12 protein-coding genes are annotated in these 13,362 nt (G+C 48.8%); 6 read left to right on the top strand and 6 right to left on the bottom strand.

The features are described from left to right. Positions 1-212: 212 nt before the first annotated feature. A complete protein-coding gene (locus C2M34_RS10405) occupies positions 213-1,316 on the top strand; it encodes a glycosyltransferase (protein WP_105201431.1) in 1,104 nt (367 codons plus the stop codon). A 112-nt stretch (positions 1,317-1,428) separates the two neighbouring features. Here the strand turns inward: C2M34_RS10405 and C2M34_RS10410 are convergent, their stop codons facing one another. From C2M34_RS10410 to C2M34_RS10430, 5 genes are all read right to left on the bottom strand, one after another. Beyond that, positions 1,429-1,764 carry a 5-carboxymethyl-2-hydroxymuconate Delta-isomerase gene (locus C2M34_RS10410; protein ID WP_105258724.1) on the bottom strand — a complete coding sequence of 112 codons (336 nt, stop codon included), beginning with the start codon at positions 1,762-1,764 and terminating at the stop codon, positions 1,429-1,431. Positions 1,765-1,840: 76 nt separating this feature from the next. Further along, the gene (locus tag C2M34_RS10415) at positions 1,841-2,428 is read right to left on the bottom strand and encodes a GDSL-type esterase/lipase family protein (RefSeq protein ID WP_105201433.1); all 588 of its coding nucleotides are present in this window, start codon (positions 2,426-2,428) and stop codon (positions 1,841-1,843) included. 10 nt (positions 2,429-2,438) lie between these two features. Then, positions 2,439-3,494: a 23S rRNA pseudouridine(2604) synthase RluF gene (rluF, locus tag C2M34_RS10420; protein WP_105258725.1), complete on the bottom strand. Its 1,056-nt coding sequence runs from the start codon at positions 3,492-3,494 to the stop codon at positions 2,439-2,441. Between the two features lie 42 nt (positions 3,495-3,536). Then, a complete protein-coding gene (locus C2M34_RS10425) occupies positions 3,537-4,691 on the bottom strand; it encodes an ABC transporter substrate-binding protein (RefSeq protein WP_158681424.1) in 1,155 nt (384 codons plus the stop codon). A 50-nt stretch (positions 4,692-4,741) separates the two neighbouring features. Then, positions 4,742-5,917, bottom strand: a complete 1,176-nt coding sequence (locus C2M34_RS10430) for a DUF418 domain-containing protein (RefSeq protein ID WP_158681425.1) — start codon at positions 5,915-5,917, stop codon at positions 4,742-4,744. Positions 5,918-6,368: 451 nt separating this feature from the next. Between C2M34_RS10430 and C2M34_RS10435 the strand changes: the two genes are divergently transcribed. The 3 genes from C2M34_RS10435 to C2M34_RS10445 all read left to right on the top strand — a co-directional run bounded on the left by C2M34_RS10435 (position 6,369) and on the right by C2M34_RS10445 (position 10,501). Then, positions 6,369-8,522 (top strand): M3 family metallopeptidase, encoded by a 2,154-nt coding sequence (locus C2M34_RS10435; RefSeq protein WP_105201437.1) that lies wholly within the window; start codon positions 6,369-6,371, stop codon positions 8,520-8,522. A 144-nt stretch (positions 8,523-8,666) separates the two neighbouring features. Further along, positions 8,667-9,575: a hypothetical protein gene (locus C2M34_RS10440; RefSeq protein WP_105214140.1), complete on the top strand. Its 909-nt coding sequence runs from the start codon at positions 8,667-8,669 to the stop codon at positions 9,573-9,575. Between the two features lie 53 nt (positions 9,576-9,628). Further along, on the top strand, positions 9,629-10,501 hold the full coding sequence (locus tag C2M34_RS10445; RefSeq protein WP_105201439.1) for a mechanosensitive ion channel family protein: 873 nt from the start codon (positions 9,629-9,631) through the stop codon (positions 10,499-10,501). On the opposite strand, the gene C2M34_RS10450 is transcribed toward C2M34_RS10445, so the two are convergent. Next, on the bottom strand, positions 10,498-10,926 hold the full coding sequence (locus C2M34_RS10450; RefSeq protein ID WP_105201440.1) for an Lrp/AsnC family transcriptional regulator: 429 nt from the start codon (positions 10,924-10,926) through the stop codon (positions 10,498-10,500). The two genes, C2M34_RS10445 and C2M34_RS10450, sit on opposite strands and share 4 nt — an antisense overlap. Before the next feature lie 160 nt (positions 10,927-11,086). Here C2M34_RS10450 and C2M34_RS10455 point away from each other — a divergent pair, with 160 nt between their 5' ends. Both C2M34_RS10455 and astA read left to right on the top strand, forming a co-directional pair. After that, complete coding sequence (locus tag C2M34_RS10455) at positions 11,087-12,295, top strand: aspartate aminotransferase family protein (protein ID WP_105258728.1); 1,209 nt, start codon at positions 11,087-11,089, stop codon at positions 12,293-12,295. 24 nt (positions 12,296-12,319) lie between these two features. Further along, on the top strand, positions 12,320-13,354 hold the full coding sequence (gene astA / locus C2M34_RS10460) for an arginine N-succinyltransferase (RefSeq protein ID WP_105201442.1): 1,035 nt from the start codon (positions 12,320-12,322) through the stop codon (positions 13,352-13,354). Positions 13,355-13,362: the final 8 nt, after the last annotated feature.

Below are 13,362 nucleotides of genomic sequence, written 5' to 3' on the forward strand. Positions count from 1 at the left end.
GCGTTACTTGAGCTGGCTCAGCCCTGCGGCAATGACCCTTCCCAGCCAGCATTTTTACAAAAAAATACACAATATTCTTGTATTAAACAGGTGTTCTTGTTGTATAAGAGCTATATAATTCAGACATTAAGCCAATTAATTTCATCAAGGATTATTTGTTTAATTGACGTTATAAGATTTAAGCCTAAATTAAATAAATTACTTTTATTTATATGAAAAAAATAAAACTGTTAGCGGTTACACACCACAATCGAAAAAACATTAATCCTATTCGCCCTGAAGCGTCACAAATAATTGGCCTGCACCACAGTGGCGCCGTTGATGTAACGGTTCTGTGCAACCCAGGCTCAACATTAATCCCTTACTTTGAACAGCACGGGATCAAGGTCATAACCAACGCTTTAGATAAAAAAGTATCTTTAGAGACTATCAAGTTAATCAGGGAATATATCAAGGCTAACGATATTGATATATTGCATTTGTTTAACAATATTGCCTGTAGTAATGGCGCCACAGCAGCCATTGGCACTAAGGCCAAGGTGATAGCCTATCGCGGTCAGACGGGCAACGTTTCACGTTGGGATCCGACTGTCTACCTCACCATGCTTCACCCTCGGCTGGATAAAATTATCTGTGTCGCGAATGCGGTGACCGAAGATTTACAGCAACATGTATGGGGAAATAAAGACAAGGCTATCACGGTTTATAAGGGTCATGACCAGTCCTGGTATCAAAACACTCCGGCGGATCTCAGTGGCCTGCCATTGCATGACGACAGTTTTAAGATATCTCTGGTCGCCAACCTAAGACCTAGAAAAGGATTGCATGTTTTAATGGATGCGGTTCACTTACTGCCCGATGACTGTAATCTAGACATCCTGTTGGTGGGTGCCGACCCTGAATCGCAAGCGATTCAAGAGATGATAAAACGAAGTGGAAAGCCGCAAAGAGTCCATGCTCTAGGCTATCGTGAGGATGCGCCCGAAGTAGCAGCAGCCTGTGATGCTGTGGTATTGCCAACAACCAAGCGCGAAGGCCTATGCCGCGCCGTGTTAGAAGCCAATTCCTATGGCGTGCCAGCGATAGTTTCGGATACCGGCGGCAATGCTGAGCTGGTAGCAGATGGCGTTACCGGAATCGTTGTACCGCCGTCGGAGCCGCAAGCCTTGGCGGACGCCATTATGACCCTGTATAAAGATCGCGCTCTGTGTAGCAAATTTGGTGTTGAGGCGAAAAAGCGCGTTATTGAAAAGTTTAATGTGCAGCAAGGTGTCGATAAGACACTGGAGATTTATCGAAGCCTACTGGAAGATTAATAGTGCCCTTCATAGACATCACGGCAATGCACTTGATGTCTATGAATCGCAAAGTCCAGCGATGGCTTTAGCAGGTCTTGATAAAGCAAAAATGCCAAAGCAGCTGTTGTATTTAAACTACTTTCTTGCGATAGCTATTTCGGTCTATATCTACCACTTCTATTGTTATAGACGCATTAACTAATGGTATGGACTCCAACTTAGACATCACACTGCTAGATAGCAATTCTTTATCACTGTCGCTGCGCCCAGAAAGGATGCGTAATGTTACATGGATAAACGCGTCTTTAGCCGTTCCGGTCTGATAATGCTCATAAGCAATACTTCTAACTTTTATATCGCGGCCATCCGTCTCGAATAAACGAGACTCTAAAGCACCTAAAAATACTTTTTGATTCAGATCTTCTACCTCGATAGAAGAAGAATGCTCAATAATGCAATGAGGCAAATTTTTCTCCTTTAATCTATGCAACGGCTTCGGCTCCTGCGCCGCTATGCAGGCAACAATTTGGCTGGCTATAAAGTTATCTTGCTACCTTAATCTTATCAGCGATGGCCTCGGCCAATAGCTTGTAACCCTTGTCGTTCAGATGAATTTTATCCGACTTATATTGGCTGTCGCCGAGCAAATCACTAAGGGTCTCGGCAACCAAGGCGACCTGATATTGCTCTGCCAGCTCTTGATACAGGGGCGCATCGCTAAGAAAGAGCGATTTTTGTGGCACCGCTACCAAGATCACCTCTATACCCTGCTGATGTGCCAATTCAATCATGGCCGCCAGGTTGCTTTTAACCGAATGCGGCTGTTTATTACGCAGAAAATCATTACCGCCTTCGAGCAACACCAAAACCCGGGGCTGATGTGTAGCCAGGGTATCACCAAGGCGAGCCAGACCCTGATGGGTTTGCTCACCGGAGACGCCACTGGCTATCACTTCTAAACCGGTAAGTTGCGCCAATTGCTCAGGATAACTGCTGTGCCTGGCTCCCACCGACACGGTGAGGCTATCGCCAAAGGCCAACACCTTGGCATCGCTGTTTAGCTCGAGTCGCGCCGGCTCGGAGCAAGCGCTAAGCAGTAATAAAAATAAGGGGACGAGCCAAGGTTTCATGTCTATATCCTTATTTCTTTAAACTGAGCGTGCCGCCTACACGACGCTTTTTCGGCGCCGAGCCCGCTCCGCCTTGATTGGTTTTGGCGCCATTTGCTGGCTTTCCGGTAGGCCTGCCTGTTGGCTTGCCAGATGACTTACCAAGAGGCTTACTGGGCGATTGGCCATAGGGCTTACCTTGAGATCTGTTTTTCCCACCGGGCTTTGTATCGTGAGAAGACTTTGCACGCGGGGCTCTTTCTCCCTCGCGGCGCTGCTCTTGGCGTTGTCGCGCAGGCCTTTGTCCTGACTCGGCTCTTACTTCTTGCTTTGGCTGTTGGTGAACACTTGAAGCATGCAGTGAATGCTCTTCGGTTTTACCCGAGTCGGCGATCAGGGCATTGATTGTCGCCATTTCGCTCTCGCTTAGGTGACGCCATTGGCCGGGCTTAAGACCGCTCAAAGTCACGTTCATTATGCGAGTGCGCTTAAGCTTGGTCACTTCATAACCCAGGTACTCACACATACGGCGAATTTGTCTGTTCAGGCCTTGGGTGAGGATAATACGAAAACTCTGAGTGCCGGTTTGCTCCACCTTACACTTTTTGGTCACAGTACCAAGAATGGGAATGCCCTGTGCCATACGCTCGACAAAACGCTTATTCAGTGGCTTGTCGACCACCACCTCGTATTCTTTTTCATGATTGTTGCCCGAGCGCAAAATCTTATTGACTATGTCGCCCTCGTTAGTCAAAAAGATCAAGCCTTCCGAGGGTCTGTCCAAGCGGCCAATGGGAAAAATGCGCTCGGGATAATTAATGGCGCTAACGATATTGCTTTTGATCTTACGCTCTGTGGTGCAGGTCACTCCCACCGGTTTATGGTAGGCAAGATAGACCCGCTTAGGTTTGGCTTTAAGCGCCTTACCGTCCACCAATATGTCATCGGCATCACTGACCTTATCGCCCATTTGCGGCTGCCGACCGTTAACGGTTACGCGTCCTGCGGCGATCAGCGCATCGGCCTCACGGCGCGAGCAAAAACCGGTTTCACTAATGTATTTATTAAGGCGGGTAGCTTGGCTCATGTTTACTTCAATCTAGCTGATATTGCCCCTATTGTAATCGACTCACCGCGAAAAATCCGAATTAAAGTAGTGCTCAAGCAGGCTTTGTACAGCAAAGGGATAGCTTTCCAACTCCTTATGCTCGCTGCGGCTGAAATCCTTAAAATCTACATGCAGCCAATTGCTCGGATCGACCAGGGGTTTAATTTGCGCCACATTGGTTTCATCGGCTATGGCCAGCTTAAAGCGAATATGACGCTCAAGCAGCTGCGGCTCGGCGAGCCGCTCATGGTCGTAAATCACCACCAACGCCCAGGCGGCCATTAAAAAGTGACCGCCTACCGAGGCACTTAACTGCTGGGTTTCAATGCGTTCTAAGGCCTCGGGTAACCAGTCGAAACCTCCGATAAAAACATTGCGATTAATACTGCGCCCGGCCAATACGGCGGCCTGGGCCGCACCCATGGCCATGCCATCCGAGGCGCTCCAAATCACCTTGGCATAAGGATAACGACGCAGTAGTTGCGCCGTTTGCTGCGCCGCCCGCTCACTTTGCCACTGCGCATGCACCAGTTGCTGCAGCGCTATTTGTTGCGCGCCAAGATAATCATTTAATCCCTGCACCCTGTGGTCGGTTTCGGCACCATAATGACCGCCTATAGCCAGCACATCGGGTCTGGCTATCCCACGTTTACGAGCCATGGCAATTAAGCTTTGCGCCAATTGGTAACCGGCATCCCGGTTATCATGGCTGATCTCATACAACCAGTATTTAAAAGAGCTGCCAGGCTCGCCTAAGGCGGCACGCTCGCTAACCGATAACGTTTGCTCTAAGGTAATAAAAGGCACCTTGGCGGCTTCTAGAATGCGCATGGTTTCGCCGTTGCCACCGGGGTAATTAATTAAAATGGCATAATCCGGGGCGGCATCACGCTTGAGGTAAAGGCGCAGGTTTTGTTGTTGATATTCACGATGGGCATCGCCGTAAATCACATTCAGCTGTATGTTTAAATCCCTTGCGGCATACTGGGCGAAGGTTTGCACCTGATGCCAAAAAGGATCTGTTTTTGTAGACGGGTTGATCAGCAAGACTCTGGTTTGCGGCTTTGCCGCGTGTTGCATCGGTGATTGTTTCAATAACTGCGCAGATACCTGCGCGGAAAACACCATAGCTGTCAGCCATAGCGTTACCCATAACACTGATTTTAGCCAGTTCATCTCACCCTCCCTAGTCGATTTGCGCCGTATGGCTGGCATTCCTTGCCATACTAATTAGTATTTATTTTCTTATTCTTATCTCGATACCAATGCCGCCACAGCCACTCCGCAGGGCCTTGCTTAAAGGCGCGCAGATACAGGGGGCAAATTATCAAACTGACCGCGCTCACTAAGGCGGACAACAACAAATAATCCTGCAACTGAAATTCGGTTGCCATTTCGCTCCCGAAAAAGTGGATCAACACCACCATAAACAACGACTGGCTTAAATAACAGCTCAGGGACATTTTCCCAACACTGGCCAGCGCCCGAGTCAAAACATTATCGGCAAACGACCAAAGGTACAAGAGATGCACCGCAATCAGCGCGGTGCAAAAACCACTAAAAGAATTGGCAACCAGAGCCAACACATCGTTAAAGGCGCTGACGTCATGCCATTGCCGCGAACTTAAATAGGCGCAGCCAAGTAGAGCGCTGATTAATGCCAGGGTATGCACCAGCGGCCAGGGTCTTACCAGCCACCCGCTGCGCCAGGCGGCGACGACTAACAACACCATGCCCAGTTGCTGCCAAAGAATCGCCAGCATTAACGCTAGCAGCATCAAGACGCTGTTGCCGGCGTTAGTTCCCCGCGTGCGCCAAAAGTTGCCATCGAACTGGGCTAAATAGGCCTGATAGTGAGAATCGGTAAACTGCACCTGGGGCTCATTGCTTAAAGCGGCCAGCACCAACAGCATGGCACTGCCAAAGGCCAGAAATGCAATGCCCTGTAGAGTGAGTTTATTTCTTGGGTTAGCCAGCATGGGCAGGGCCAGCAAACCGGCAATCGCATAACCGATAAGAATATCGCCGGCCCAAATAAACAGGCTGTGAGCGAAGCCAAAACCCAGCAACACCAATAAGCGGCGCTGTAATTTAGGAATGGGCGCTTCATGTTCATAACAGCGTTGCCACTGGATCACTAACCCTAAAGCAAACAACACTAAGAACAGGCCACGAAAACGCCCTTCCAGCGCGATATCTGAAAGTCGAGTCAGTATCGCATCGCCCTCGGACAGTGGCAGCGGTGGTACATAACCATTGGCAAAGTCGATAAAATACGGGGCATTAAGAAAGAAGATCCCCAAAATCGCAATGCCCCTGAGGATATCCAAATCGGGGCGGCGCCCCTCGCCCACCAGAGCATGATAGGGCCCGAGGGATTGAAATAAACTCGATGCAAACACGGCTAACTCCGATGCCATTATCTTGAATATAAGAATTAAACTAAGGCTAACATAGGCTTATGCCTATTCAGTAGTTAAATTTAGTGGTGATATTAAGTGGCGTCTTGCAGTGCATAAAACCACCTATTTAGCCTCAACTCATGCCTAACCTTGCGCAAAATTGTCTTTAAAAGAGCTAAAAAGTGACACAGAGCCGAGGTATTTACGACAAAATGCCCGTAAATACGGCCAAGTCACTTGTTGTTGGGCGTTATCCGCAGTAATGTGGTGGTTTTAGTGCATGGATGTCGGCGCCATCGAAACTATGCTTTCTTAGCTGTTTCCTCACGCAACTGACACGGTCATTATTGCGGGCATAACCTGGCCTTAATCGCGATTTATCGCCTACCGCCATGCACCGCTGTACCAGCGCACCATAACAACACAACCTTAACAACATTTGGAGTAAACAATGCGTTTATCCGTTATTGCTGCCGCCCTGAGCGCGACAACATTATTGGCCGCCTGTAGCGAGCAACCTAGCAACAACCAAACTCAAGCCGCGGCTAAAGCTCCGGTAACACAGCAGGTAGCTCAAGAAAACCTATTCCTAAGCAAAAGCCCATTGCCTTACATGGCGCCGGAATTTGATAAAATTGGCACCGAGTTATACGAGCCGGCTTTCGATGCCGGTATCAAAGAGCAACGCATTGAAATCGATGCCATTGCTAACAATCCTGATGCGCCTACATTTGAAAATACACTGGTGGCGATGGAGCAATCGGGTACTATCCTAAAGCGCACCCGTGCTGCGTTTTCTAACCTGTCTGGCCTTATCTCTGACGACGAATATCAGCGTATCAACACCAAAATGGCGCCTATTTTCGCCGAACACCGCGACAACATCTTCCTAAACAAAGCCCTGTTTGATCGCGTTGCCGCTGTACACGACGCTAAAGACGCACTCTCAAAAGAAGATCAGCGTCTGGTTGATTACTACTACAAGCAATTTGTACGCGCCGGTGCCAAGCTAAACGAAGAGCAAAAGCAGCGCATGCGTGAAATCAACGGTGAGCTATCTAAGCTAAGCACACAGTTCTCGCAAAACATCATGAAGTCGTTTAAAGAAGACACCATTTTGGTGAGCGACAAGGCCGAACTTGCAGGCTTAAGCGAAGATGATATCGCCAGTCTTAAAGCAGCAGCGGAAAAAGCCGGCAAAGAAGGCTATATGATCACCCTGGTAAACACCACACGCCAGCCTATCCTTACCAGCCTTGAAAACCGTGAGCTACGTGAAAAAGTATGGCGTACTTCGTCTGAACGTGCACAAAAAACCAATGGCCCTATCGCCATCGAAGAAGCGCAGCTACGCGCAGAAAAGGCTCAGCTACTTGGCTTTGAATCTTGGGCGCATTATCAGCTTGACGATCGCATGGCAAAAACACCTGAAGCCGTGTTCACCATGCTGGATGACCTGGCACCAAAAGCTGTGGCCAAAGCCAAACAAGAAGCCGAGCTAATTCAAGCGGCAATTAAGAAAGACGGTAAAGACTTTGAACTACAGCCTTGGGATTGGGCATACTACGGCGCCAAGGTACGTGCCGAATTGTACGATATCGATGCCAGCCTGGTTAAACCGTATTTTGAAATGAATACAGTGATCAACGATGGTTTGTTCTTCGCCATGAACAAGCTATACGGCATCACCATGAAAGAGCGTAACGACCTACCTACCTATCACGAAGACGTGTTCGTATGGGAAGTATTCAACGAAGACGGCAGCTCTATCGGTCTATTCTACCTTGACCCTTATGCGCGTGAAGGTAAGCGTGGCGGTGCCTGGATGAGTGCTTACGTAGGTCAAAACCACCTGCAAGGCACCAAGCCAGTTATTTACAACGCGCAGAATATTCCTAAGCCTGCCGAAGGCCAGCCTACGCTGATGACCTTCTCTGAAGTAACCACCATGTTCCATGAATTTGGTCACGCTATTCACGGCCTATTTTCTGACGTGAAATACCCGTCATTGGCCGGTACAGCGACCGCGCGCGATTTCGTAGAGTTCCCATCACAGGCGAACGAAGACTGGAATATCGAGCCTAGCGTGTTGGCCAACTATGCCAAGCACTACCAAACAGGTGAGCCAATTCCTCAAGAGCTGTTAAATAAGCTATTGGAATCACACACCTTTAACCAAGGTTTCGATACCACAGAATACCTTGCTGCAGCCCTGCTTGATATGGAATGGCACTCAATCGCCCCAGGTACCAAAATCGATGATGTGGCCGCCTTTGAGAAAAATGCACTGGCCCGTCACGGCATCGACTATTACCCGGCCCCGGCACGTTATAAGAGCTGTTACTTCAGCCATATCTTTGCCGGTGGCTACAGCGCTGGTTACTACGCCTACCTGTGGACCGAAGTATTTGCGGCCGATTCATTCGCCCATATGCAAAACGAAGGTGGCCTAAGCCGTAAAAACGGTGATCACTACCGTAAAGAAGTGCTATCACGTGGTAACAGCCGCGACTTGATGCAAAGCTACATTGAGTTTCGTGGTCAACAACCAACCACTGACGCACTACTTAAACGTCGTGGCCTGGTTGATGGCAACGCCGAATAAGACCTAGCTCAGATGTTAGCTTGACAAGTAGCCAAGCTAAATTTACAAAACGCGGCCACCCGGCCGCGTTTTTTTGTATTTACCCACAAGCATATCCATCACCCTGTTGTTATACTATAGGGCGTTGATTCTTCTGGTGTTGTTATGCTTAAAAAGTCGTTCGTTTTTATCAGCATTATCTCCGTACTGGTCACGGGGATGATTGCCTCGTATCTGATTTATTATCTTTATCAGCACAAATTTGTGACCCTAGATCCGCAATTAAGAGAAGTCTCCGGCATCGAATTCGATAAGCGTGGACGCTTGTGGGCCATCAATGACGGCGGCGACGGCCCATTTTTATATCAGGTCGATGAACAGGGTAAGGTGCAGCAACGCATCGAAGTCACCAATGCTAAAAATATCGACTGGGAGGACATGACTCAAAACGAGTTTGGTCACTTCTTTTTAGGGGATTTTGGCAATAACGAACATAACCGTCGTTGGCTGACCATTTATAAAATTGAAAACCCTATCGACATCAAATCCGGTAAGGCCTTTGCGGAGATCATTAAATTCACCTACAAGGAGCTGTGGGAAGAGCCGCTGACCCCGGAGCGGAAAAACTTCGATTTAGAGGCATTTGTCGAATACAAACATAAGCTCTACTTATTTACCAAAAACCGTACCCAGCCTTTCGATGGTAAAACCAATCTCTATCGCATCGGCAATCATGCCGACAATTACGAGGCTGAGTTTATCGGCTCCTTTAAAACCTGCACCACGGCGGAGAAACTCTGTTGGGTCACCTCGGCGGCCATGAGCCCGGATCGCTCTACCCTGGCCCTGCTCGACTCGACCGATCTTTGGTTGTTTAGAAACTGGCAGGGAGATAATTTTTTCTCCGGCGAGGTAGAAAAAGTAAACCTCGGCATAGTCACACAAAAAGAAGCAGTCACCTTTTACGACAACAACACGGTTGTAATAGCCGACGAAGAGTTTAAGGGCATAGGCCGTAATATCTATATATTTAAGCTCGATGAGCAAAAACTTGAACCCATGGATATAGACTAATAAATCGGCTTGGCTCTTATTGGCCTATAATACAAAAATAAAAGGATACGACTTTGTTAAATAGCCCTTTTTTCGAAAAGCTCACACAGGCGCTAGAGACCGTAGTCTTTAGTTACGGCGGCTCAGAATTCACTCTGGCCAAGCTGATCCAAATTCCACTGATTATTTTAGTGGTGTGGGTTTTGGTACGCTATATCGGCAAGCTGCTACAGAGAAAAATCAGCAATAAGCGTATCGGCCCGGATGCCGCACTGCTGTTTAAACGTATCTACCTGGTGCTGTGCGTTGTTATCATCGTTTTCACCACCTTGGAAGTGCTCAACATTCCGCTTACCGCTTTCGCCTTTGTCTCAGGTGCGGTGGCCATTGGCGTCGGTTTTGGCGCCCAGAATATCATTAACAACTTTATCAGCGGCTGGATTTTGATTTGGGAGCGCCCCATACGCATCGGCGACTTTCTAGAGGTGGGTGATGCCAAGGGCGTGGTGGAAACCATCAATACCCGCTCTACCCGTATTCGTCGCAGCGACGGCGTGCACATGCTGGTGCCCAATAGCCAACTGCTTGAAAATACAGTGACCAACTGGACGCTGATCGACACCATGGCCAGAACCCATGTACGAGTCGGTGTAGCCTATGGCAGCGATGTGGTTCTGGTCGCCAAGTTGCTCAATGAAATACTAAGTGAAACCGAGGCGGTGCTGCAAACCCCAAAACCCACGGTAATTTTTGCAGACTTTGGTGACAGCGCTTTGATATTCGATGCGGTGTTCTGGGTTAACGCCGAGGCCGAGGCCAGTGTACGCAAGGTAAAAAGCGATATTCGTTTTGCTATTTGCGCCAGTTTTGCGGCCCATAATGTAGTGATCTCCTTCCCACAAAGGGATCTGCATATCGACGGTGAGCTAACCCTCAAACGCCATTAGCGCTTAAACTTGGTCTCCAAAATCACCGAGGAGGTGGTGCGCTCTACACCATCAAGATTGCCGATATCATCAAGCAGGTGACTCAGTTTTTCTAAACTTTGCGCCTGCACCAGGGCGATAAGATCGTATTCCCCACTGATGGCATAGAGTTCGGTAATGGCATCAATATGCTTAAGTTCGATATTGGTTTTGGTGGTGAGCTTTTGTTTGACCTTGATAGACACATGGGCGGACACCATGGACGATAAATAGGCATCACCATATTCGACACTGTAGCCCTTAATTACCCCGCTTTCCTCAAGCTTCTGCATACGGCTTTGCACCGTAGAGCGCGACAAATCTAAGGCACGGGCGAGATCTGAGATGCTGGCACGGGCGTTGGTTCTAAGCATGGCCAGGAGCTTTTCATCTTGTTTATTTATCATTATGGTTGCCGATTTCGTCATTTTGATAGAGATTATACGCAAATTTATCAATATGACACTGCAAATTTAATGCTTAAGTAGTCAATATAAGGGCCATAATAATCGACTATAATTAGCGGCCATCCATTTTCGAGCCGCTCTCTCATTTTAAAGGTGTGTCATGCAAGTAAACCGCGAACTATTTAATGAAGTAATGGTACCTAACTACAACCCGTCTGAGGTTATCCCGGTTAAGGGCGAAGGCTCTCGCGTATGGGATCAGCAAGGTAACGAGTTTATCGACTTTGCCGGTGGTATCGCCGTTAACTGTTTAGGCCACTGTCATCCAGCTTTAGTTAGCGCCTTAAAAGAGCAAGGCGAGAAAATCTGGCACCTGGCTAACGTGATGACCAATGAGCCTGCGCTGCGCCTGGCTAAAAAGCTAACCGATGCCACCTTTGCCGAAAAAGTGTATTACGCCAACTCAGGTGCCGAAGCGAACGAAGCGGCGCTAAAACTGGCTCGTCGTTGGGCACTGGATAAATTCGGCGCACAAAAATCTAAGATCATCGCTTTTAACAAGGGCTTCCACGGTCGTACTTTCTTCACCGTAACCGTAGGTGGCCAAGCCGCTTACTCTGACGGCTTCGGTCCTAAGCCGGGCGATATAGTGCACTGTGATTACAACGACCTGGAAACATTCAAATCACTTATCGATGACAACACCTGTGCGGTGATGATGGAACCACTGCAGGGTGAAGGCGGCATCATTGCCCCTGAAGCAGATTTCGTTAAAGGCGTGCGTGAACTGTGCGATAAGCACAATGCCCTGCTTATTTTCGATGAAGTACAAACCGGTGTTGGCCGCTTAGGTCACCTATACGCTTACCAAGGTCTAGGTGTAACGCCTGATATCCTAAGCACGGCAAAAGCCTTGGGCGGTGGTTTCCCTATCGGCGCCATGCTGACCACCACGGCCATCGCCGAGCACCTAAAGCCAGGCACACACGGCTCTACCTACGGCGGTAACCCGCTGGCCTGTGCCGTTGCTGAAGCCGCATTCGACACAGTAAACACCCCAGAAGTGCTCGAAGGCGTTAAAGTACGTGAGCAACTATTCCGTGACGGCTTGGCTGCCATCAACGACAAATACAAGGTCTTCAGTGAAGTACGCGGTCAGGGCCTATTGCTAGGTGCAGTACTGAACGAAGATTACAAGGGACGCGCCCGTGATTTCCTTAATGCCTCTATGGACAATGGCCTAATGAGCCTAGTCGCTGGCATGGATGTAGTACGCTTTACTCCTTCTCTTGTTATTCCAGAAGCGGATATCAAAGAAGGTCTGGCGCGCTTTGAAAAAGCGGTTGCTCAGGTTGTTGCTGCTAAATAACAGTAGCTGGCGACGACTAATCTTATGCTAGTTTTACGACCTATATGCGGCGATGACTTCGCCGCTTTAAAACAAATTGCCACCGAGTCAGGGCACGGCTTTACCTCCCTGCCAGTGGATGATGAGCAGTTACAGGCTAAAATCGCCCGTGCCGAGGCCAGTTTCAACAAGCAGGTCAATGGCCCTGGGGATGAAGGCTATTTGTTCGTATTAGAAGATACCTACAGCGGCCAGATAGTTGGCACCACGGGCATTGAAGCTGCGGTGGGCATGTCTGTGCCCTTATACCACTATCGGCTGTCAACCTCAGTGCATCACAGCCCCAGCCTAGGTGTTTACAACTCGGTTGAAACCCTGTCCATGTGTAACGATTACACCGGCTGCTCGGAAATTTGTACGCTGTTTTTACGCGAAGACCACCGCAAAGGCTTAACCGGGCGTTTTCTATCGCGAATTCGCTTCTTATTTATGGCCGAGCACAGTGACCGCTTTAGCGACACCATAATCGCCGAGATGCGCGGGGTGAGCGACGAGCAAGGACATTCGCCGTTTTGGCAATGGCTACAACAGCACTTTTTCTCCATTGAGTTTCCTCAGGCGGATCACCTGGTGGGCTTAGGGGATAAAACCTTTATCAGTGAGCTGATGCCGAAATATCCGATTTATGTCAGCCTGTTAAGCCCAGAAGCACAAGCCGTGATCGGTGCAGTGCATGAAAACACAGCCCCTGCCCTGCGCTTATTGCAGCGTGAAGGCTTTGAGCACCGCGGCTATGTTGATCTGTTCGATGCGGGTCCAACGGTAGAAGCCAAGCTAGGCAATATAGCCACGGTGCGCCAATCCAAGGTGTGTCCGGTATTGATCAAAGAAGATTTGCGACCGCAAGGCATTACCTGGGCGATATGTAATGACAAAGTCAGCGAGTTCAGGGCTATATTTAGCGATGCCGTACAGTATTGCGATATCAAACATCAACTTTATTTAAATGCGCAAACCGCACAAGCGCTTGGGGTGTCCCAAGGTGATTCAGTGCGCTTTTTCGCGCTCTCTAGTCGTTAAGGAATGAC

This window comes from Pseudoalteromonas sp. T1lg88, from assembly GCF_002964765.1.
Lineage (GTDB): Bacteria > Pseudomonadota > Gammaproteobacteria > Enterobacterales > Alteromonadaceae > Pseudoalteromonas.

Bases quoted from the DNA above. Each gene is read 5' to 3' on its own strand.
- C2M34_RS10405 (WP_105201431.1), top strand. From the start codon at position 213: ATGAAAAAAATAAAACTGTTAGCGGTTACACACCACAATCGAAAAAAC.
- C2M34_RS10415 (WP_105201433.1), bottom strand. From the start codon at position 2,428: ATGAAACCTTGGCTCGTCCCCTTATTTTTATTACTGCTTAGCGCTTGC.
- rluF (WP_105258725.1), bottom strand. From the start codon at position 3,494: ATGAGCCAAGCTACCCGCCTTAATAAATACATTAGTGAAACCGGTTTT.
- C2M34_RS10425 (WP_158681424.1), bottom strand. From the start codon at position 4,691: ATGAACTGGCTAAAATCAGTGTTATGGGTAACGCTATGGCTGACAGCT.
- C2M34_RS10435 (WP_105201437.1), top strand. From the start codon at position 6,369: ATGCGTTTATCCGTTATTGCTGCCGCCCTGAGCGCGACAACATTATTG.
- C2M34_RS10440 (WP_105214140.1), top strand. From the start codon at position 8,667: ATGCTTAAAAAGTCGTTCGTTTTTATCAGCATTATCTCCGTACTGGTC.
- C2M34_RS10450 (WP_105201440.1), bottom strand. From the start codon at position 10,926: ATGATAAATAAACAAGATGAAAAGCTCCTGGCCATGCTTAGAACCAAC.
- C2M34_RS10455 (WP_105258728.1), top strand. From the start codon at position 11,087: ATGCAAGTAAACCGCGAACTATTTAATGAAGTAATGGTACCTAACTAC.
- astA (WP_105201442.1), top strand. From the start codon at position 12,320: ATGCTAGTTTTACGACCTATATGCGGCGATGACTTCGCCGCTTTAAAA.